Consider the following 20,984-nt stretch of genomic DNA (forward strand, 5'->3'; position numbering starts at 1 on the left):
GCTGCACGCGCGAGCTGCGGCCTTGTTTGCAATGTTGCGAATGGCCATCAACGACCTAGCCTCGCATTAACTTGATCTCGCGCGAAGTTCTGATAGCTCCATCGCGGCTGAGTTGAATGACAGAGGGGGCCTTTGGGCGCGATATCGCGATTTTTCGCCACAGCCGTGTTTGTGCTGGCGCCACTTCCGCTCGGATCCCTCGACCTCGCGTGGATTTGCTTCTGGAATTTTCTGCTCGTCTGCAGCCTGCTGACCGCCGATCTTTCGGCCGTGAGCCGTCGCAATGCCATGTTGCTCATTCCATTGGCAGTGGCGATCGCGGCGGTGGTTGTCATCGTGGCGTTGCAAACGTGGAGCGATCCGTCCAGTGAATCAGCAGCGGTCTGGGAACTGCCGCGGCGTTTTTTCGGCCTCGTGTTGCCTGACCGCCTCTCGGTCACCGCACGCGGAACGTGGCTGGCGTTCGGATCGGTCTTGCTGCTGTCGCTCGCCTTCACGCGCGCCGTGATTCTTGCAAGCGATGCGGGAGCCGCACGTTCGCTGCTACGCATACTGGCATGGGCGGGATGCCTGTATGCATTGTACGGAATTCTGGCGGAGCTGATCGCACCGGACATGGTGCTGTTCAGGCAGAAAGAAGCCTACCTGGGCTTTGCCACAGGGACCTTCGTCAATCGAAACACGGCGGCGACGTTCTGGGGCAGCTGCGCCCTGCTGTTTCTGGTGCCGCTTCTGCGCACCATGCACCGCCAGGAAGGCGGGCCGCCGGAACAACCGGATTGGCGATCGCGGCTCGAGCAAATCCTCTCCGCGCCGGTGGCGCTCGGTGCGGGATTCGCGATCTGCACGATCGCGCTTGCCATGACCGGATCGCGGGCGGGTCTGCTGCTGTCGGTTGGCACGTTCGTGCTGGCCATCATCCTTTATCTCGTGCCGCTCGAGCTCGGCAGATCGCGGAAGTGGCTGGTCCTCGGCGGCTCAGCGGCAGCAGGGCTCGTGCTCTTGCAGCTCGTAGGCGGCCTCGTGGCGGGGCGAATCGTCGAACACGGGCTGGTCGATCCGCAGCGGCTTGCTGCGTACCAGGCATCATTGGGGATCATCGCTGATCATCGGCTGCTCGGTGTCGGGCTGGGCAATTTCGAAGCTGTTTTTCCCGCCATCAGACCCGCAACGCTCGGCAGTCTCGGCATCTGGGACCGCGCTCACAGCACGCCGCTGGAAATTGCCGTCGAATTAGGCATCCCCGCCTTCGCCGTCATCGCGCTGGCCTGCCTCTGGTATCTTTACCATCTGTTTACCGGAAGCTTGCGCCGAAAACGCGACCGCTACATACCCGTGATCGGCGCCAGCGTCGCTGTATTGGGAGTTGCACATAGCTGCATCGATTTCTCGTTGCAGATACCCGGTTACGGCGTGTTTTTCGCAGCCATCGTCGGGTGCGGCCTCGCGCAATCGCTACCATCACAGATGCGAAAAGAACGTGGCAAATCCGTGCAAGTCGAGCTAAAGTCAAATTAATTGAAGTTTAAAGCCAAATTGATTGAAGTGGGCAGGGCAATGAGCTGGAATTCTGGTAGGCGCTTCACCGTGGTCGTCGGAGCGCTGGCAATTTTCGCCGGAATGCCGGCAGCATTCGGCGCAACGGGCGTCAGCTCGGGCTGCGTTGCCAACACGGGCGTTGTTTCAGCCGAGCGCGCCACCGACTTTCTGGCCAATCCCGGCGGGCTGCTCGACCAGTTCAAGGACGGACAAGGCGGCCTCGCCTCGGCTGTGCGCGACCTTCTGACCGCGCGTCCCGAGACAGTCGATGGCATTGTCTCGCTGGCGAAGGCCAGCAGCACCGATCAAAGCCGCGCCATTGGCGCTGGTCTCGGCACCGCCGCTTCGGTTTGCGTCCTGTCGCAGCCCGGCGTTGCCCAGCTGATCCAGGAGGCGGTTCTCAAGACCGAGAATCCCGACCTGATCCAATCGTTCACCAGCATCACCGGCGATATCCCGACCGAAGCGACCAACGGCGCCGATCCGACGGGCGAGACCACAGCCGGCGGCGGACCTGGTTCGACCGCGGCGGAGGCACGCGGTGGCGGAGCAAGCTCGACCGCACCCACGGTCGTGAACCAGAGCGGGCCCGGTGCGGCGTCACAGACGCAGACGCTGTTTGCGGCGACGTCGACCGCCGTTCTGACCTCGGTAAGCCCGTCGCGCTGACGGCTGGAACCGTTAACCACCCCTCCCAGGCCGGTCCCGTGACCGGCCTATTTAGCTACAATTGTAAATTTCCGCGGAACCAAAGCTCAAATCGTTTGTGAGATACCCGTAGCGTCAAAAAAGAAAACGCGAGACGGGGATGTCATGAGCTGGATTATCAAATCGCTGGTCGCGATCGGGATCGCGTCGACCGGCACCGCCGCCAAGGCCGAGATGTTGAACGACAGTTCGCTCAATCAGGCGAAGAGCGCGTTCATCCGCGAGTACGACAATGCGCTCGCGCCGCTGCAATTCGTCAAGTTCTGCATGAACAACGACGGCGAATGCGCGAGCGACGCCGCCGACCGGACACTGCCTTCGGGCGACCGGGCGATGAGCATGCTGCGCGAGGTGAACAGCTCGGTCAACGCGTCGATCACACCGATGCAGAAATCGACCAATCCGATGGTGGCGCGCTGGAGCCTTTCGCCGTCCGCCGGCGATTGCAACGACTACGCGGTCACCAAGCGTCATCAACTGATCGAGATGGGCTGGCCCAAGTCGGCACTGCGCCTCGCAGTGGTCCTGACAAATGGCGGCCAGGGCCATCTCGTGCTGGTGGCGCGACTTGCCGACGGCGACTTCGTCCTGGACAATCTTTCCGCTTCGGTGCGCCCCTGGAACGCCGCGGATTACGAGTGGATCTCGATGCAGTCCGGCGGAAATCCGCGCTTCTGGGTCGCGATCGGCGAGCATGGCGAGCGCCTGCGCGCCACGCGTCTCGCGATGTTGCGGACCTCCGAATAGACCGCGCGAAGTTTCGCTCTACCGCCCTCAATCGCAGGTTGCGACAGGCGCGAGGCGATGGTCTGCCAGACCGTCCCTCGCGCCTTTGCCTTGGCATGGTGCTTGGCCTTGGCATGGCGCTTGCCTAAAATTCGTGCTTATCGCATACGAGCGCGCGCAACCATTCGCCGAATCCGCGCCTGATCGCAGCAAGAATTTCGTTCATGCGAAACGGGGATGCAGAGCGGGCAAGTATGGCAATTTGGTCCGTACTGGTTTATATTTTGCGCCGCACAAGAATTTGACATAGTTTTGGGTCATCAAGGACCTAGGGCCTAAATCCATACGTCATCGCTAGTTTGCAACGAGATATGAGCGCGATCCTAATCAAACTCGATAGCTTGTTGCGTGGCTCCCTGCCGGTTTTACGGATCGCGGCAGTGATCGCCGTTGCCGTGTCTGCGACGCTGTCGGCGCCGGCACAGGCTCAATGCGTCGATCGCGCCGAACGAGCGCCGTCGTCCGCGGTCAGCGCATTCGTCTCGGACCCCTCGGTTTTGTTGCGACAGTCGAAGAACGACAGGGACAAGCTTTCGGGCCGGCTCACCGGATTGCTGGTGACCGACATAGCCGCGCTCGATCCGGTTCGGGACATGCTGCGCCAGGCGAGCCAGGCCGACCGTGTCGCAATCGGCGCCGGGCTTCACCGTGCCGAAGAACGCTGCATCGCGACCAAGCCCGACGTCGCGCGCCGGATCAGCGAATTCGTTGCCAAGCTGCACGACGGGTCCGTCCTCAAAGGATATCTCACGGATCAGGACGCCGCGGCTGCGCCCGTTCCGGGAAGCCCGGCTCCCGCCACGGCCAGCAATGCACCGGCGGGTCCGGGTGCAAGCGCCGGTCTGATGTCGGGTGAGTGGAAGACCGAACTCGCCGACCCGTTCAAACCCGTTCCCCTTCCCGAGTGACAACCTCAAGATTCCCAGAGATGTTTCAGCCACGAGATCAGTTTCCGCAACGCCCGAGATATGCCATCGAGGTCGGTGGCACGACGCTCAGCGCCGAGCGCGCTCTGGACATCGTACGCCGCCAATGGCCGCTGATCGTCGCCATCGTGGCCGGTACGCTCGCGATCGTTCTCGTCTACCTGATCGTGGCAACGCCGATGTACACGGCAAATGCGCGCATCCTGATGGACACACGCCAAACCCAGGTACTGGACAAGGACAGCGGAACCGCCAACGCGCTGATCGACCCGGGCTTCGTCGACAGCCAGGTCGAGATTCTCCAGTCTGACGACCTCCTCCTGTCGATCGTCCGTCGCCTGAAGCTCACCGAGGATCCGGAGTTCAACGGCTCGGATCCCGGGTTGATTCCGCTGGTCATCGGCAAGGTCATCTCGATGTTCGGGTCGGACGGTCCTCCGAGCAAGGAGCGGGTCGAGCGCGGCGCGGTCGAGCTTCTCCAGAAGAACCTTAAGGTCGAGCGCGTGCTGACGACCTATGTCCTCTCGATGAACTACCGTTCGATCGATCCGAACAAGGCTGCGCAGATCGCCAACGCGATTGCAGACGCCTACATCGTCGGCGCGCTGGAGGCGAAATATCAGTCGACCAAGCGCGCCGGCGAGTGGCTCCAGCAACGCAGCGCCGAGCTGCGTGAACAGGCGACGGCGAGCGACCGCGCCGTGCAGACGTTCAAGGCGCAAAACAACATCGTGGGCACCAGCCGGGGTCTGATGAGCGAGCAACAGCTTGCGGACGTCAACTCTCAGCTTATTGCCGCTCATGCCGCGACCGCCGAGGCCAAGGCCCGCCTCGACCGGATCGAGGCGCTGCTTGACAAGGATCTCGTGCAGCCGACCGTGACGGACGCACTCAACAACACGGTGATCACGCGCCTGCGCGCCCAATATCTCGACCTGGCGGCGCAATATGCCGACTGGTCGAGCCGTTACGGCAAGACCCACCAGGCGGCCGTCAACCTCGCCAACCGAATGGAAGAGCTGCGCAAGGCGATCGCGGACGAGGTCCGTCGTATCGCGGACGCATATCGCAGCGAGTACGAGATCGCCAAGAGCCGCGAGACGGCGCTTGAGGAGAATCTCAAGAATCTCGTATCCCAGGCCGGCAGCACGAGTCAGGCGCAGGTCAAGCTGCGCGACCTCGAAAGCGCGGCGGATACTTATCGTAACCTCTACAACAACTTCCTCGAGAAGCTGCAGAACGCGACGCAGAACCAGAGCTTCCCGATCAGCGAAGCGCGCATCATCGGCACGGCGGTCAAACCCGACAAGAAGAGCTCACCCAAGACGCTGCTGGCGCTGGTCGGCGGCCTGCTCGGCGGTCTCTGTTTCGGCTTCGGGGCGGCCTTCACGAAGGAACTGATGAGCGACGTGCTGCGATCTCCGAGCGACGTCGAGGATCAGCTCGGGGTGAAATGCCTCGGCGTTCTTCCCGACATCCGCGCGGCGAGGGCTTCGGCAGATCATCCGGAAGGAAACATATCCAGCTACGTCGTCGAGCACCCGTTCTCGCGGTTCGCGGAGACGCTGCGGAACATCAAGGTGTCGATCGACGTCGCGCGCCTGTCGCGCGAGGTCAAGATCATTGGAATCCTGTCGTCCTTGCCGAAAGAGGGAAAAACGACGGTTGCCGCCAATTTCGGTCATTTGACCGCGTTGACCGGACATCGCACGCTACTGATCGACGGCGACCTCCATACCCGCTCGCTGACGAGGGCGCTGGCCCCCCATTCCAAGACCGGCCTGGTCGAAGCCCTCAAGGATCCGCGCTCGTTCGGCTATCATATCCAGCGCAGCAAGGAGAGCGGGCTCGACTTCCTGCCCTCCGTCGTCGCATCGCGCATGGTGAACTCGGCGGACGTCATCGCCTCCAAGTCGATGGCTGACCTGCTTGCAGTGGTGCGCGAGGAATACGAATACATCGTCATCGATCTGGCGCCGGTGATGCCGGTCACCGACGCCAAGGCTGTCAGCCATCTCGTCGATGCGATGGTTTACGTCATCGAGTGGGGCCGTACGACCCGCAACGCGCTCCAGGAGTCGATGGCGAGTTCCGAAGGCATTCAGAAGAAGCTTCTGGGCGCCGTGCTCAATCGCGCCAATCCGAAGATGCTCAAGAGGATCGAGGCGTATAAGGGCTCGCACTACAACAGCTACTATGTCGAGGGAGCCTAGCGCCACCGAGCCGGCGGCACAGGCAGCGGGGACCGCGTATCGCTGGCTTCTGCGCGGCTCGACCATCGCGCTGGCCGCAGCCGCGCTGGCGTGGATCGCGGCTATCGCCCCGGATGTGACCAATCCCGCGGTTCCGCAGATTGCAGGACGCGTCGCGCGCGGCGAGCGATATGAAGTCGATCGCCTGAGACGGATCGTATCGGACAATTTGCCATCCGCCCGTCGCCTATGCAGCGCCAAGACGCTGCGCGAGCTCCTGCTGCTCCAGCTCGCAATCGCCGACGAATCGACACGCACAGGCGACCTGAAGCAGATCGACCTCGATGCAGACGCCGTCGCGTCGACGAGCCGTGCCTTGCTGGCATGCGCGCCGACTGAAGCACTGGGCTGGTTCGGCAGCTACTGGGCCGAAATTCGCCAGGCCGGCTTTGGGCCGCGAACGGCGGAACTGCTGGGTCTTTCCTATCGCTTCGCACCACACGAGGCCTGGCTCCAGCTCATCCGCGCGCCACTGGCGCTTCGCGCCTTCAATGCGGCCTCGCCCGAGCTCAGGGATTACGCCACCCAGGACTTCGCCGATATCTTCCAGGCCCGCCTGTTCCCAAGCGCAGCTACGTTCTATCAGGCGGCAGGCGCCGAGGCGCGCATCGCGCTGCTCGAACACACCTGCGCCGCGCCCGAAGCCGATCGGGAATTGTTCTCGCATTTCGTCGCGGAGAAGGGCCTGCGAATTCGCCATCGCTGTTATCCAGTCGATGGCGATGGCTTTCGGATGAGCCGCTAGGCTATTTCAGCTCGGTTCGCGGCACGCCCTGCGAGGGATTTTCGGGCAGGTATTGCAGGAAGAATTTGGTCAGGCCGCGACGGCTGCGCAGGATCGGCGATTCGAAGTACTTCCAGGACACATGCGCGACAGCGTAGGAGATCACGAAACCGATGGCTGCGCCCGCGGTGATCTTCACGCTCTCGGGCACCGACATCCCGCCATAGAGCGTCAGCGCCTTGCCCAGCGGGTTCGGGATGAAGTTGTGAACGAGATAGAAGCCGTAGCTGATCTTCCCGAGATGCTCGAGCGGCTTCCACTCCAGCGCCTGAACAAAGGCACTGTCCTGGTTGGCGCGCACCCACCAGATCAGCGCGACCAGGCACAGCCCGATCGCAATGTCGATCGCGGGAGAAAGATACGAAGGGGCCTCGTAAATCACGCCGTTCGAGCACAGCGCGAACGCGACGATGAGGAGACAGGCAAATATGCCGTTGCCGTTCGGGGCCCATCCCTGCCTGCGAAGATGCAGGATCGTGATCGCGCCACCGAACGCGATCAGGCTGAAATTCCAGGGCGACAAGGTGTGGATGGCGGTGTGATTGAAGCCCGATGAATACATCAGGAAATGGCCGATCAACCCGAGGGCGACGACGCTCATGCAGGTGACGAAATGGCGCTCCAGCGGAAGCAGGATGAACAGGAAGGGCGCAATCACGTAGAACTGCTGCTCGACCGAGAGCGTCCAGAGCACGCCGAAGGGACCGGCAGTCCCGCCGATGACGCTGCCGATCCAGTAGTTCGACAGGTACACGACGTGATAGCGGAAGCCGAGATCGGGCCCCGCGTGCTGAAAATAGGACCGGGCCAGGAAGAGGATGGCGAGAAGCGCATAATATGCGGGAAAGATGCGCGTCGCCCGCTTGACCCAGAAGGTGACGATTTCCGCCGCGGGCCGGGACGCGGCCGTCCCGACCTTGCCTCGCTGCCTGTTGAGCTCGCCGATGATCAGGAAGCCGCTCAGGATGAAGAATATCCAGACGCCGACGCTGCCCGAGTAGAACTGCAGTCCGCACTTGTGATTGAGATAGACCAGGACGACCGAGAGACCGCGCAGCCCGTTGAAGCCCAAGATGCTGCCCGACTTCTCGGTGTTGACGCGCTCAGATCCAGGTAAAGGCATTGCAGGTTCTTTTCTTCGCACGGAGACCGAAAAGCTACAGTCCCCTGGTTCTCAACTCAGTCGATTCTTCAGCCGACAGGCGGCCGCCGGCAAATTCCGAAAGAAGGAAGAGCGCAACCTTGGGCCTGTCGATCTCGTACATCAGCCCAAACCTGTTCTCCGGCGGCTTCTTCTGCGGCTCGTCGAACAGCTCGTAGACCATCACACTCTCGATCTCGACGTCTTTCTGGTTCTTCAGATATTGGAAGGTGTCCCGCAGTGAGCGGAGGCATTGCTCCGTCAGGGGATCGCCGGGCCGATTTCCATAGGCCGGCTTGTAGATCTCGGCGCAATTGACCTCGTTGAACGTCACCGGGCGGTGATAGGACGCCAGCTTCTTGAAGAGGTCGAAGGGCGGATTGCGTCCATTCCAGTGCCGATGCGGGTTCTGCCCCGCCACCTCGTAATAGTGGTAGGAGATCACGTCGTATTTCACGCCCCGGGACTCCATGAAGTCGAGGAAGCCCAGCATCGTCGACGTCGTGTTCAGCACCTTGCGCAGACGACTTCCGGTCTCGCGGTTGATCTGGTCGATGGCATCGGACGCGCCGTGCAACACCTGGGCCCAGTCTTCCATCACCGGCATTTCGAAGTCCGCCGCGGTCATGCCGCGCCCGAACAGCTTCTTCCCGTCGGAATCGACCGCGAGCAGGTTGATCTCGTTCTCAAGCTCCCAGTCGGACACATCGTCCTTGAATTGCCGGACGAACGCGTAGGTGCGGTCGTAGCCCTGCCTGTAGAGCGCGTCCCGGTCTCCCTTGGGGTACCGCCCCTTGTCGGTGCGGTCACCGTAGCGGAAGGGGAAGTTGATCAAAGGGTGAAGCGTGATCGAATATTTTCTGGCGAGCGCAATGGTCTGCCGGAACATCGTGGCTTCGCCCGGCTCGGCATCTTGCGTCAGGTTGAGACCGGTCCTGTATTGCGTGAGCCCCCGCTCCCTCATGAGCTGAAAGATCGGCGCGAGATCCCTGCGTTTTTGCGGCGGTCCGCCGACCCCCCACTCCAACGCGTTCGCATGAGAACAGGCGGCAGCGATCGCCCAGGTGACGAGCAACGGCACGGCGACGAACTTGGCGAGGCGATGGCTCAATCTGCAAGGCTCGGCGTTTCGGGGGTGCAAATCGTCAAAGGGGCAGCAACGAATCACATGCTGCAAAATGCAGGCCGTTTCCCCTCTGCACGGGCGGCGTGCGGGTCGGGCGCGGCAACGCGCGCCCGACGTCGGCCTGGCTCAGTAGGCTTCCTGATGGATCAGCGCCAGCGCGGTCTTCAGGATGATCCTGATGTCGAGCCAGATGCTCCAATTGCTGACGTACCAGATGTCGTACTCGACCCGCTTTTCCATCAGATCGATGGTCGGCGTCTCGCCGCGGAAGCCGTTGACCTGGGCCCAACCGGTCAGGCCCGGCTTCATGTGATGCCGGTACACGTAGTTGCTGATGATCGGATCGTAGTAATTGTCGTGCGCGAGCGCATGCGGGCGCGGCCCGACCAGCGACATCTCGCCGCGCAGAACGTTCCAGAGCTGCGGCAGTTCGTCGATGCTGGTCCGCCGCAGCGCACGGCCAACACGGGTCACCCGCGCGTCGCTCTTCGTCGCCTGCGTGACCACATGACCGTTCTCCGCCACCGTCATCGAGCGGAACTTCCAGATATCGAATTGCTTGCCGTTGAAGCCGCGCCGGGCCTGCTTGAAGATCACTTTGCCCTTGGAATCGAGCTTGATCATGATCGCAGCCGTGATCAGCAGCGGCGCCAGCAGCAGAAGCGCGAACGAGGCAAGGCCGATGTCGAGGCAGCGCTTCTGCGCCTGCTCGAACACGCTGAGCGGCGCGCGCTGGATCTCGATCGCGACCGTGCCGCTGACGGGCTGGAACGGACGCGAGACCAGATCGGCGATCGGGAAATCTGGCAGAAGGCGGATCGGCTGGGGGACAACGCGCAGATGCTGGCTCAGCTTCTGGAGAAGCGGCATCTCGTCCCAGTCGATGACCAGGAGATATTCTTCCACATCCGCCGTGCGCGCCTGACGGGTGATGTCGCGAATCTCGTGATCCCAGCCCGCGCCCTCTTCAGACGGATCGAGCACGAAATGTCGCACGACGTTGAAGCCGTGCTTGCGCAGATCCTTGAACCGGGTCGAGGTGAAATCGAGAGGCTTGAGGCTGAGCAGCACGACCTTGCGGTCCACCAGACGGCCCTTGGCGTAGCTCGAGGTCAGCGCCAGGCGCCACAGCACGCGCAGACCGCCCAAGGCGACGCCGCCGGTCGCGGCGAACAGCAGCGTGGTTCCGCGCGACAGGTCCGCGGACGATTTGAGCAGGAACGCCTCGACGGCGAGAATGGTCAGCGAGATCAGCCAGACCGCCAGGGCCTTGCGCAGCTGCCAGACCGTGCTCAGCAGACGATGGTGATCGTAGACGCCCTGGAAGTAAGCGATGGTCACGAACACCGCGCCGACGACCAAGCCTGCTCCGACGGATGAGTCCTGCTCGATCACGAGCACGCGATACAGGCCGCTCGCCACGAAATAGCTGAGCAGTACGGCGACGAAGTCTCCGGCGATCAAAGCCACTTGCAGGGGTCTTTGGAGGGCACCGCGTCGGTTCGAGATAACCGAATAATAGTTTTCCGAACCGTAAGTTGCTACAGCCATCCGAACCTCGCTGCCTCGTCACCACTCGCAATCAGAATTGCGAGCAAATCGATCTAATTTTTTCGATGTGCGCCGAAGTATATCTTAACTAAACAAAGCGACATTGCGGCAGTGCACCGAAAAAATCAAATCGATTTTCATGCAATGCAGCGTCGCAGCAAAACAATGCTCAAACTACTGTCACACGCGTGACAATTAAGCAGGCATCACGCCGCGTTTCACACCAAATCGCGTCATTTTCGCACAGCATTGTCGCGCGCATTTGAACGGCTGTTCAACCATGCCGCTTAAGCCGTTATTAGGCCGCGGCCATTAACACTCGTGACCAATTCGAGGAGTTGCGTCGTGAGTACGGTTGCCATTTTCAGTCTGCTGATCGGATCGTTGCTGGGAGGCCGATTCCGGATCTTCATCCTGCCGCCCGCCATCGTTCTCGGTGCGACGATCCTCGGTGTGGGCTCCGCGTGGCAGGGACATGATTCAGCTCACATCGTTGTGACGATTCTCGTCTTCGCGTCGGTGCTCCAGCTTGGCTATTTCTGCGGCGCGGTTCTGGTGCGCGCGCGAGCGGCGGGCCTATCGCGGCAAGGCCGCACCCTCGTTCGACAGCCGCAGCTTCGGCTAGCCTCGCGCAAGCTTGTGGACAGGTGATTCGCAGCGCGGGTGAATGATCGGGCAGGCGCAGGCTTGCCGGCAGGGGTAGAAAAAAACCTGCTCGGACACCCAAATTCTCCGATAGCATATTGACATCCCGGGCGAAGCTCTTTGAAAGAGTTGCACCCCATGTCCATGATTGCGCCCCGAAGTTCGCCCCGGCCGAAGCTACCGAACGGCGTGCGCATCTATGCGATCAGCGATATCCACGGCTGCGCGCATCTGCTCGAGCAGATGTTCGCCGTGATCGATGCGGACATGGCGAACAGCCGGCCGTTTCGCGCGATCGAGGTCTTCCTCGGCGACTACATCGATCGCGGACCGGACTCGCGTCATACCCTCGATCTCCTGATCAACCGCAGCCGCCGCCGCAACACCGTCTTTCTCAAGGGCAATCACGAGGCCTATTTCACCTCGGTGCTGGAAGATCCCGCCCGCGCCGCCGAATGGTTTCAGTTCGGCGGGCTCCAGACCCTGATGTCGTACGGCGTGTCGGCCGCGCCCGGCCTTGGCAAGGACGAGTTGCCCGATCTGGTTCGCGAGCTCACATCCGTGATGCCGCCGGAGCACATCGCGTTCCTGCGCCAGTTGCGGCCGACCTTCACATGCGGCGACTTCTTCTTCGTCCATGCAGGGGTGCGTCCGGGAATTCCGCTCTCCGAGCAGCGCGAGCAGGACCTGTTGTGGATCAGGGACGAGTTCCTGCAAAGCAATAGACGCTTCGGCAAATACGTCGTGCACGGCCATACGCCGGTGAAGCAGGCCGAGCTGCTCGAGAACCGGGCCAACATCGATACCGGGGCCTATGCCACCGGAAACCTGACGCTGCTGTCCATTCAGGGCAACAGCATGCTCGCGATCTAGCGGTCTCGCTCGCGCGCCGTATCAGGCGTCAGTTGGTGGGGCTCGCCGGAGGCCGGTAGTCCGGGAAACGGCTCAGCATCGCCGCCTTCAGGAACTTGAAATGGGCGATCGAGGCGCCGAGCTCCTTGAGCCGGCGCTGGCCGTTCAGGATTTCCTTGTCGAACAGGTCCTGGTGGTGATTGTCGAGCGCCTCGCGCTCGAGATATTCGTCGTCGCCGTTCCCGATCGTCACGGCGGCGCGCGCCAGCACGTCCTCGACCCGGCGGTTGAGACCTGACTGCTCGCGCTCCGCCGCATGCAGGGCGTCATCGATCGCAATCATGATGGCTTCGATGCGGGTGCGATCTGTTTCTGCGTCGCGCTCGGGCGAGCGCGCGCGGAACACCTGCTCGCCGCCGAAGCGGTCTTTCAGGAAGTTATGGGTGCGGGCCCGCAGGAAGAGCTGAAACATGCGTGCATTTTCCGGTTCGAGGCGCCAGACCAGAAAATGGGCCCGCGATGGTTAATAAAGGCTGAATCCTTCGCGTCGCTCGGTGCGGCTTTGCGCCATCCAGGCCCTCCAGGCACCCTCGTGCTTCTCATAGAGCTCGAGCCTGCGCTGCTCGCCGGCATCGGGCGCGACCTGCGCCTGCTCGCTGTCGAGCCGCTCGAACTCGAACGTCTCCTCGGGCGTCAGGCCGATCAGGACGCGGCGACCTCCCCCGTCGACGAAATACCGCCGTGGCGCGTTGTACGTCGGGCTCGTCATGGCGTCTCCCCGAAATCCCGTCATGCTTCACTCCCCTCCGCCGCCATGCGAGTCGCAACGGCGAGAACCGCACGCCGGTTGTAAATCCTTAGAATGCACGCCGCGCCCTCGCCAATGAACTGTTCTGCCGGAACGCGGTGGGACTGTAGGGACGGTGGAACGGATGGCGCTCCGTGCGCTCGCGAGGCCGCAGCGCGCGTGTCGCATAGCCTGCGCCAAAGCCAGCGAGGAGCGAGACAAGGATCGCGAGCAGCATCATTCGCAATTCGTTCCAGTGACACTGGCAGTCTCATCCTCGAGTTGTGTCGAGATCATGATCACCGCCGCTGATTTTCTCGTCATGCCAGGGATTTTTTGGGCAGCACCCTGCATGCGAACTGATCGGGCTCGTGCGTCAACCGAAAAACCAGAGGAACAATCGCACCAGCATCAGCGTGATGAAATACACCCAGCCCGCCATCGCGATCAGCGCAACGCTGAAAAACGCGCCTTCAAACGCCCGCTCTCTGAGCTTGGTGAGAGGAAGTGCCGCTCGCGCCTTTTGAAGCATCTCGGTCTTCTTGATTTTGTTGATTTTGATTTGTTCGTGCGCGCGCACCATAGCCGAACGAATTCGACGATCTCGTGACGACTCAACCGAGAGAAGCACAATACTGCTCGTCAAACCGCTGCCGCATGCATCGCGATTGAATTTTTTTCTCGTTCGAAGCCGTTGCGACCAACCGGCGCCGATTCAATTCAAGTTGATCGCTCGAATCGACGTCGTGATTTCGAAGCAAACAATGTCGTGATCTCGAAGCACTTAATTCCTAATCGCGCACAAGTGCTGACGCCGAAACGCCGTGCCATCCATTATCAAGGGGAGATTGCCGCCTGAGCTTGGAGGACATTGAGGGCGCAGGGAACAAGTTCCCTGCTCGCCTCCATCGTCAGCATGGCGTCCGAGCAGCTCCTGCCTGTCTTCGGTAAGCCGATGATCCAGTGTCTGCGATTCATCCTGACGCTCGCAGGCATCAGGAACATCTTCATCGCCACCACGTCGAAGGACCGGTCACTGTTTCGACGGCTGTCGGCGACGGCTCGACGATCGGCCGACACTTCTTCCATGCTCGTCAGAACAGTCCGCGCGGATTGGTGGAGCTGCCGCGTCTCGCCGCAGCGCCGAGACGCGGGGTCGTGATCTTCCGATATCGGCAGGCGCCCCCTGCAAGGATTTCGAGCGCGGACTTGCGAAGACCGTGCGCCGGTTCTGCGACAACCGGACGTCGTGGCAGAGCATCCTCGATCCCCACCATCAAAGCGTGCAGACCGATCTTGGTTAGCGAAACTCCGTGGTTATACGGAGCGCAACGCGCCGATTTCATCGCGGTAAGGTTGAGCAGTTAGCTTAATCCGCGTTGTTTGTTGCGAACCTTAGTGGATCGCATATCCATCTTCTCACCGGGCTCCCCCAGGCCCGGCCCCACCCAAGCAAAGCCGTCGAGCGAACGTGGGTCCGCTTGGCGGCTTTGTCTTTGTGTCGACGAGAGGATGATTTCGGTTATGGCGCGCAGGCCCTGGTCGTTCAAGGAAGACCGCCGGCTGATGGAATTGGCCAAGTCTTCGACTTCGCTGGAAGAGGCAGCAAAACTTCTCGGGCGCTCGCCCGATGCGATCAAGCGTATGGCCTTGCGCCTCGGCCTGTCGCTGAAATCCAAGGGCCCCAAGAAGGGCTAGCGTCGGCCGCGCGCGACACGTCATGGACGGGCGCGTCCGCCTCATCAATCGATGAATGGCAGCCGCCAATCGACATGGGCCGATCGCTTTCGGCGCTCTCGATCTCTCCGTGCCCGGATGTTAGACTATCCAACGATGAAGATTGAACATCGTCCCTTTTCGGCGCAGAACGATCGCCGGACCGGCTTCGGTCTCAGTTTGATAGATTGTTGGAGGAATGCACCATGTTGTCCCGCGCGCTCGCCGTAGCTCTGCTCCTGGCTCTGCCCTCAGTAGCGTCGGCGCAAGTCCCCGTGGGGTTCGGATTTCCAAACGGCGCGCCGTGGTGCGCCTTCGGTTTCGATTGCCGATTCCTGAATTACCGGGAATGCGCCGACTGGATTTTCGATCCCGCGCGCAACTGCCTCAAGAATCCGTACTTCGCAGCCCACTACCCGACCAATGTCGACAAGGGCTGGACCTACAATCGGCGTTGAACGTCGGTCCCTGCGAACAGCTTGGTCATGCGGTCTGGCGCGTTGCTTCGTGCTTGACCGGGGTGGCCTGGTTTTGTCGATGACGAGAATTTGGGCAGGGACGATCGCCTGCCCGTTCCCCTGACGGTGGAACTCTCAGCCGCGCTCCGCATTGTTTTCGAAAGAAAAGCGGGAGGCGGAGCCGTCATGGCAAGCTCTTTCCTTATCGTGATGTCGATCTGGTTCGGCATCAACATCCTGTTCTTGGCAGTCCGGCTTTGGATCACCAGGCCGAAGAACTGGCAGATGAATGCCTGCCCTCGCCAACTCAGCGCCGTCCGCGTGAGATCGCGACTACACCGCCACGTTTGACGTCAACTGCATGCGTGCGGATTGGGCCGTAGCCACGGCTGCGCGGCTCGCCCGTGAACCTCGGTTCATGCCATCGAGGGTTTGTGAACCTTAACGATGTTCTTGGCTTTCGAAAGCGGCCAGCCGGTCGACCGGCTATGTTGGCGCAATGCGCCGCAATCATCTCATCGCAGCCGCGGTTATCTGTCTCGTGCTCATCGTCTATGCGACGCTGGCCAAGCTCGCGGGCCGGCCGGCACTCATGGGCCACGCGGAGGCCTACTGGGTCGTCGTGATCGAGCGCTTCAGCGCCTACGGCCTGTTGGGCTTCCTGCTGTCCTTCCTGCTACCGGGGCGCGTCAAGCTGGCTTGCGCGTTCGTGATCGCCGTCGCAGTCGGGTTAGAGGTCTTGCAGGCCGTGACGCCGGATCGTGATCCACGATTCATCGATGTGCTGCAAAAGGCCGCCGGCGGCACCGTCGGCGTCCTTCTGGCCCAAACCATCCTGGCTTTCCTGCCGAGGCCGCCGTCCTGAGGCGGCCGCCGGCGCCGCGAGAACTTACGCCACTCCGCTCCGCAAGCTCGGCTGACTCGTCGAAAGAACCCCGGACATCTGCCGGTGAGCATCGCGCAGCGCCGTGATCGCGTCATCGAGGTCGAATTCGGCTTCGCGAACGGTCTCGAAGAACCGGGCCATCAAGGCGAGGTTCAGCTTGACGCGGGTGTTCCCGTCGCGGCTCTTGCGGCGATCGAGCGACAGATGCATCGCCTGCATCCTGGCCTCGGCAGCGCTGCAGCCGCTGAGGGTCGCGAGTTCGTCATATGTCATCCAGATCTGAGGCATGTCCCTGTCCGCCTTTTGTTATGGGCCCCAACCTAGATTTCACCTCTAAAACTAGTGTTGCCGCAGTCCAGTCGCGCCGTGATTTCGCGACAACAGCGTCAATGCAAAGCTAAAAACCGGCACCTTACGACACAGGCGCCTTGGGCGGCGTGAACGGGTGACGCGGCCGGGAACGGTTGTCGAGGCCCTTGGGCAGCTTGTCGGCGTTGAGCTTCACGACCGCGCATTTGGCGTCGGCTGCCGGCGCATCTTCCTGGCTGTAGATCAGCGTCGCCTCGAACTTCACGTCGGGTGCTTCCTTGGCCGTTCCCGAACAGCTCGCCACCAGGCCGTTGCACACACCCGAAAGTTTGACCTCGACCTCATCAGGCCCAAAGACGCTCAACGGACCGTCAGCATGCCGGTTCACGGTCAGGACGGCCGAGAAGTGCTGCTCATCGACCCGGTAGGAACCACCATAAGTAAAGAAGCTGTCGCGGCCCGAGATCCGGCCCTCGGCCAGATCCACGATGCCGGTGCCCTGACCTCGTGGGGTCCTGAACCAGGCAGCGTATTTACCGTCTCTCAGCATGGGGAATTTTCCGAGGTGAAGATCGCCCTGTATTTGCGACCAACTCTGGGGCGCGACAATGACCTAACGGCCAGCCCTTCGGGCAAGGTTAATGCTCGGAAAACCCAATCCGTCGAATTGCCGCCGACGCGCGACGCCGGCGGCGAACGTCAGAACAACTCTATGCCGTCATCCGCGGTCTCGACCGCTTCGACGCGGCGCGTGGCGGCGATCGACGCAAGGCCAAGCGTTTGCAGGAATTCCCGGTGAACGTCCCGCTCGCGCTCCATCGTGTAGCGCGCGAAGAGATCATCGAGCATCGCCTGATCCTGCGCCTCCGGCTGCGGCCGCTGCGCGCCGGCGCTCGCGGTCTCGAGCCGCGCGGCAACCGCAGGCAAGGCCGCGGAGCTCTCGCCTAGCGAGCTCATCAGACCTTGCGCCGAATTCATCAGGCCCTCGAATTCCGCGCCTTCATCGACGAGCCGGCTCATCAGCTTGCCGAGCCGTTCGTTGCCGACCTCGACCTCGCGCAGCGCCTGGAGGATCTGCGGCTCGAACTTGGCGAGCTGCGTGGGATCGCCCCGGACGCGGAGCTCCTTCAGCTCGTTCGCAGAGCGCTCGATGCCGTCGAGCACGGGCCGCAGGCGCCCCGCGCCCACAGAGACCTGGTCGGCGGTCGCCTTGAGCTCGTTGGCGATCACGACGAACGCGCTGCCGCGGCTGCCCAGATGGCTTGCCTTGAGGCCGGCATTCATTCCGATCAGGGTAATGTCGACGGTCGCTTCGGCAAGTCCTGCGATGGCCTGGCGAAACTTTGCCAACGTGCCCTCGACGATGGCCAGCGCCTCGTCGACCGAGCGGCCGGCGCTCTCGCAGGTAGCGATCAGGGTCGAGGCATGTGCCAGTGCCTGCTTGATGCGCGCGAGGAACGATGACGAGCCGCCATCCGCGCCGCCGAACAGATTGCGGCCATGGCCGACGACATTGCCCGCATCGTGCAGGATGGCGGTGAGCGCGCGAACGATCTGGCCGATGTCGCCGCCGAATTCGCGCTGGGCGTCCCTGAGCAGGGCCGCCTGCAACTGGCCGATCGCGCGCGCGCCGTCCTCGCTCGCGCCCCGTTCGGGAACAAGGCCCGGCGCAGCTTCCGACGCCTGGCCGAGGCCATGACAGACATGTTCGAGGCGCTGGCGCGTGCTGTCGCCGGCCTGCAAGGAAATGATTGCGCCGCCGACCGCCTCGGCGATCTTCCTGGTGCTGGTGCTCGCGAGGTCGGCGAGCTGGCTGCTGTCCCGGCGCTGGCCGCGCAATCCGGAATAGGCTGCGCCGAGCTCGGCGCTCTCCGACACCAATTGATTCCGATAACGGCTCTCGAACTCCTTCTGCCGACCGGAGGCCGTAGCAACCGCCTCGGACAGGCGCTGCTGGTCCCGCGCGCAGCCCTCGATCGAACCTTGTACCGCCTTGCCGAGATCGTAGGCTTCCTGCGTGAAGGCGAGAAAGCCCTCGCGGTCGCCGTCGAGCGAGGCCGCCTCGATCCGCGCGCTGCGCGCGATGATGGTGATCATCTGGATGTGCTTGAACAGCGGCTTGAGCAGCGCGGACGCCTCCGCCGTACTCGTGCCGATGGTCGCAAGCAGGGCGCTCTCGGCCGGCAGCGCCTCTGCCAGCTCGCTGAGCCGCGCGGCGATCTCCTGTAGCGCGGTGGCGGCGCCCTCGATCTCGGCGCCGGAGAGTTCCTCCGAGAGCGTCGCGAGGCCCTGGTTCAGCTCCTTGAAGATGAGGTGACCGCGACCGAGCTCGTGACCGACGCGCGCGAAGACGTCCTCGATCCGCGACGAGACATCCTCGATCGCGACGATCGCCTCGGTGAGCGTATTGGCCGGAATGGCGGACATCGCAATCAACCTGCCACCGCAACGTGTCCGGCCTGATACCAGAGCATGATCTCGCGCGGGATATGATGCAGCGAGACGACCTTCTCGACACCGCCATGCGCGATGGCTTCCTTGGGCATGCCGAACACCACGCAGCTCTCCTCGTCCTGCGCGCGCGTCGAGGCGCCGAGCTTGCGCATCTCCAGCATGCCGCGCGCGCCGTCGTCGCCCATGCCCGTCATGATCACGCCGAGCGCGTTGGCGCCGGCATGCTGGGCCGCGGAGCGAAACAGCACGTCGACCGAGGGGCGATGCCGCGACACCGGCGGGCCGTCCTTGATCGCGATCTGATAGCGCAGGCCAATGCGCTGGAGCAGCATGTGACGGGCGCCCGGCGCGATATAGGCGCAGCCCGGCAGCACCGGCTCGCCGTCCTCGGCTTCCTTGACGCGGACCTGGCAGACGCTGTCGAGGCGCCTGGCGAAGGCGGCGGTGAAACCAGCCGGCATGTGCTGGACGATGACGATGGGAGGACAGTGCGGCGGCAGCATCTCGAGGACGTCGTTGAGCGCTTCGGTCCCGCCGGTCGATGCACCGATGCACACGATGCGTTCAGTCGTCGGCCGGACCTTACCCTGCACCGGCGGCGGGATGATGGCGTCGGCGGTCAGCTTCCTCTCGATCATACGGCGCTCCGCCCGCGGGCGCACCCGCGCGCGCGCTGCCGATTTCACGGCCTCGCGCAGCCGCGTCGAGCATTCGAGCAGCGCCTGCCGGGTGTCGATCTTCGGCTTCGGCACGATGTCGACCGCGCCCGCCTCGAACGCCTCGAACATCACGTTGGAGCCTTCCTCGGTGAGTGAGGAGCAGATGATCACCGGGATCGGGCGCTGCGCCATGATCTTGCGCAGGAAGGTCATGCCGTCCATGCGCGGCATTTCCAGGTCGAGGATCATGACATCGGGGATTTCGTTCTGGAGGCGGCGCGCCGCCGCGAACGGATCGGAGGCCGCCCCCATCACCTCGATGTCAGGATCGTCGTTGAGGATCGTTTGCAGGATTTGGCGCACCGACGCCGAATCGTCCACGATCAGTACGCGAACTTTCTCCCTCGGCATTCTGGTTGCGCTCCGGCTAGACCTTGAAAATGGTTGGCTGAACTTGCTTCAGACCCGGCACTGCACTGTGAATCATCGATTCCGAATGACCGACCAGAAGATAGCCGCCGGGCCGCAAATGGCTGCACAATTGCTCGATCACCTTGCGCTGGGTCTCGCGCTCGAAATAGATCAGGACGTTGCGGCAGAAGATGATGTCGACGTCCCGGTCGACGGGGTAGGACTTATCCATGAGGTTCATCCTCATGAAATGCGTCATGCGCCGCAATTCCGGCACCACCCGCACTTCGCCGCGCAACTTGTCGCGTGACGACAGGAAATATCGCTTCAGGAAATGCTCCGGCACCGGCGCCAGCACGTCGCGGGTGTAGATCGCGGTCTTGGCAAGACGCAGTACCGCGGTCGAAATGTCGGTCCCGAGGATGCGGTACTGAAACCGCGAGCCGTTCCGCGTCATGTCGTCGAGCACCATGGCGGTGGTGTAGGCTTCCATGCCGGTGGAACTCGCCGAGCTCCAGATCTTCAGGTTCGCGTTTTTCCGCCCGTGCGACTTGAGCAGGGCCGGGATCGCGACGTCCCTCATGAAGGTGAAGTGCTGGGGCTCCCGGAAGAAGTCGGTCTTGTTGGTCGTCACCACATCGATGAGATGGGTCAGCTCGGTGTCGAAATGATCGGCCTCGAACAGGTTGTCGACATACTCGTTGAGGTCGGAGAAGTTCAGCGCGCGCACGCGCTTGTGCAGCCGCCCCTCCAGCATCAGCCGCTTGCCCTGCGGCAGCTTGATGCCGACCTGGCCCTCGATCAGTTCGGCGATGGTCCGGAAGTGGCGGTCGGACAGATGGACGACCGTATCCTGCACGGCGGGCATCATGGCTGAATGCCCCGGTCCGCGATGGCCGCCTGCACTGAATGTCGGGCCGAACGGGCCATCTTGAATCCCACGCGTTTACACGATCACTGACGGCGGATCGGCCCACCGGCGAAGGATGGGCCG

Annotated in this window: 23 protein-coding genes; 11 read left to right on the forward strand and 12 right to left on the reverse strand. The window is 62.5% G+C overall.

Annotated elements, in window-relative coordinates:
- The first annotated feature begins 132 nt into the window (after window positions 1-132).
- From AB7531_RS35290 to AB7531_RS35315, 6 genes are all read left to right on the forward strand, one after another.
- The gene (locus AB7531_RS35290) at window positions 133-1,518 is read left to right on the forward strand and encodes an O-antigen ligase family protein (RefSeq protein WP_063985223.1); all 1,386 of its coding nucleotides are present in this window, start codon (window positions 133-135) and stop codon (window positions 1,516-1,518) included.
- A 39-nt stretch (window positions 1,519-1,557) separates the two neighbouring features.
- A complete protein-coding gene (locus AB7531_RS35295) occupies window positions 1,558-2,208 on the forward strand; it encodes a hypothetical protein (protein ID WP_063985224.1) in 651 nt (216 codons plus the stop codon).
- Window positions 2,209-2,352: 144 nt separating this feature from the next.
- A complete protein-coding gene (locus AB7531_RS35300) occupies window positions 2,353-2,994 on the forward strand; it encodes a transglutaminase-like cysteine peptidase (protein WP_063985225.1) in 642 nt (213 codons plus the stop codon).
- Between the two features lie 419 nt (window positions 2,995-3,413).
- The gene (locus tag AB7531_RS35305; protein ID WP_245328480.1) at window positions 3,414-3,941 is read left to right on the forward strand and encodes a hypothetical protein; all 528 of its coding nucleotides are present in this window, start codon (window positions 3,414-3,416) and stop codon (window positions 3,939-3,941) included.
- A 20-nt stretch (window positions 3,942-3,961) separates the two neighbouring features.
- Window positions 3,962-6,172, forward strand: coding sequence for a GNVR domain-containing protein (locus tag AB7531_RS35310; protein ID WP_063985227.1), 2,211 nt, complete (start codon window positions 3,962-3,964; stop codon window positions 6,170-6,172).
- Window positions 6,156-6,956: a hypothetical protein gene (locus AB7531_RS35315; RefSeq protein ID WP_441280242.1), complete on the forward strand. Its 801-nt coding sequence runs from the start codon at window positions 6,156-6,158 to the stop codon at window positions 6,954-6,956. Before AB7531_RS35310 ends, AB7531_RS35315 begins: the two co-directional genes overlap by 17 nt.
- Before the next feature lies 1 nt (window position 6,957).
- Here the strand turns inward: AB7531_RS35315 and AB7531_RS35320 are convergent, their stop codons facing one another.
- The 3 genes from AB7531_RS35320 to AB7531_RS35330 form a co-directional block, all read right to left on the reverse strand.
- A complete protein-coding gene (locus tag AB7531_RS35320) occupies window positions 6,958-8,118 on the reverse strand; it encodes an acyltransferase family protein (RefSeq protein ID WP_063985229.1) in 1,161 nt (386 codons plus the stop codon).
- 34 nt (window positions 8,119-8,152) lie between these two features.
- Window positions 8,153-9,247 (reverse strand): hypothetical protein, encoded by a 1,095-nt coding sequence (locus AB7531_RS35325; RefSeq protein ID WP_063985230.1) that lies wholly within the window; start codon window positions 9,245-9,247, stop codon window positions 8,153-8,155.
- Window positions 9,248-9,388: 141 nt separating this feature from the next.
- On the reverse strand, window positions 9,389-10,813 hold the full coding sequence (locus AB7531_RS35330; RefSeq protein WP_063985231.1) for an undecaprenyl-phosphate glucose phosphotransferase: 1,425 nt from the start codon (window positions 10,811-10,813) through the stop codon (window positions 9,389-9,391).
- 345 nt (window positions 10,814-11,158) lie between these two features.
- On the opposite strand from AB7531_RS35330, the gene AB7531_RS35335 reads away from it, so the two are divergent.
- Together AB7531_RS35335 and AB7531_RS35340 are read left to right on the forward strand one after the other, a co-directional pair.
- A complete protein-coding gene (locus tag AB7531_RS35335; protein WP_245328482.1) occupies window positions 11,159-11,464 on the forward strand; it encodes a hypothetical protein in 306 nt (101 codons plus the stop codon).
- 132 nt (window positions 11,465-11,596) lie between these two features.
- Entirely contained in the window at window positions 11,597-12,331 is a 735-nt protein-coding gene (locus AB7531_RS35340) for a metallophosphoesterase family protein (RefSeq protein ID WP_063985232.1), read from the forward strand.
- Between the two features lie 28 nt (window positions 12,332-12,359).
- Here AB7531_RS35340 and AB7531_RS35345 read toward each other — a convergent pair whose 3' ends face one another.
- From AB7531_RS35345 to AB7531_RS35360, 4 genes are all read right to left on the reverse strand, one after another.
- A complete protein-coding gene (locus tag AB7531_RS35345; protein ID WP_028159056.1) occupies window positions 12,360-12,782 on the reverse strand; it encodes a hypothetical protein in 423 nt (140 codons plus the stop codon).
- 51 nt (window positions 12,783-12,833) lie between these two features.
- Window positions 12,834-13,079, reverse strand: coding sequence for a hypothetical protein (locus AB7531_RS35350; RefSeq protein WP_063985233.1), 246 nt, complete (start codon window positions 13,077-13,079; stop codon window positions 12,834-12,836).
- Between the two features lie 394 nt (window positions 13,080-13,473).
- Window positions 13,474-13,680 carry a hypothetical protein gene (locus tag AB7531_RS35355; protein WP_283018484.1) on the reverse strand — a complete coding sequence of 69 codons (207 nt, stop codon included), beginning with the start codon at window positions 13,678-13,680 and terminating at the stop codon, window positions 13,474-13,476.
- A 254-nt stretch (window positions 13,681-13,934) separates the two neighbouring features.
- A complete protein-coding gene (locus AB7531_RS35360) occupies window positions 13,935-14,186 on the reverse strand; it encodes a hypothetical protein (protein ID WP_063985234.1) in 252 nt (83 codons plus the stop codon).
- A 435-nt stretch (window positions 14,187-14,621) separates the two neighbouring features.
- Here AB7531_RS35360 and AB7531_RS35365 point away from each other — a divergent pair, with 435 nt between their 5' ends.
- From AB7531_RS35365 to AB7531_RS35375, 3 genes are all read left to right on the forward strand, one after another.
- Window positions 14,622-14,795 (forward strand): hypothetical protein, encoded by a 174-nt coding sequence (locus tag AB7531_RS35365; RefSeq protein ID WP_187387800.1) that lies wholly within the window; start codon window positions 14,622-14,624, stop codon window positions 14,793-14,795.
- Window positions 14,796-15,019: 224 nt separating this feature from the next.
- Window positions 15,020-15,271 carry a hypothetical protein gene (locus AB7531_RS35370; RefSeq protein WP_063985235.1) on the forward strand — a complete coding sequence of 84 codons (252 nt, stop codon included), beginning with the start codon at window positions 15,020-15,022 and terminating at the stop codon, window positions 15,269-15,271.
- Between the two features lie 499 nt (window positions 15,272-15,770).
- Window positions 15,771-16,136, forward strand: coding sequence for a VanZ family protein (locus AB7531_RS35375; RefSeq protein ID WP_014497531.1), 366 nt, complete (start codon window positions 15,771-15,773; stop codon window positions 16,134-16,136).
- A 24-nt stretch (window positions 16,137-16,160) separates the two neighbouring features.
- Here AB7531_RS35375 and AB7531_RS35380 read toward each other — a convergent pair whose 3' ends face one another.
- From AB7531_RS35380 to AB7531_RS35400, 5 genes are all read right to left on the reverse strand, one after another.
- Entirely contained in the window at window positions 16,161-16,445 is a 285-nt protein-coding gene (locus AB7531_RS35380; protein WP_063985237.1) for a hypothetical protein, read from the reverse strand.
- A gap of 124 nt (window positions 16,446-16,569) precedes the next feature.
- On the reverse strand, window positions 16,570-17,016 hold the full coding sequence (locus tag AB7531_RS35385) for a hypothetical protein (RefSeq protein WP_028150364.1): 447 nt from the start codon (window positions 17,014-17,016) through the stop codon (window positions 16,570-16,572).
- Between the two features lie 149 nt (window positions 17,017-17,165).
- Window positions 17,166-18,893 (reverse strand): chemotaxis protein, encoded by a 1,728-nt coding sequence (locus AB7531_RS35390; RefSeq protein ID WP_187387801.1) that lies wholly within the window; start codon window positions 18,891-18,893, stop codon window positions 17,166-17,168.
- A gap of 5 nt (window positions 18,894-18,898) precedes the next feature.
- Window positions 18,899-19,990, reverse strand: a complete 1,092-nt coding sequence (locus AB7531_RS35395; protein ID WP_063985238.1) for a protein-glutamate methylesterase/protein-glutamine glutaminase — start codon at window positions 19,988-19,990, stop codon at window positions 18,899-18,901.
- Between the two features lie 16 nt (window positions 19,991-20,006).
- Window positions 20,007-20,861 carry a CheR family methyltransferase gene (locus tag AB7531_RS35400; RefSeq protein ID WP_063985239.1) on the reverse strand — a complete coding sequence of 285 codons (855 nt, stop codon included), beginning with the start codon at window positions 20,859-20,861 and terminating at the stop codon, window positions 20,007-20,009.
- Between the last annotated feature and the right edge of the window lie 123 nt (window positions 20,862-20,984).

Origin of the sequence: Bradyrhizobium sp. 63_E2_N1_3, assembly GCF_052076005.1 — a bacterium.
Lineage (GTDB): Bacteria > Pseudomonadota > Alphaproteobacteria > Rhizobiales > Xanthobacteraceae > Bradyrhizobium > Bradyrhizobium barranii.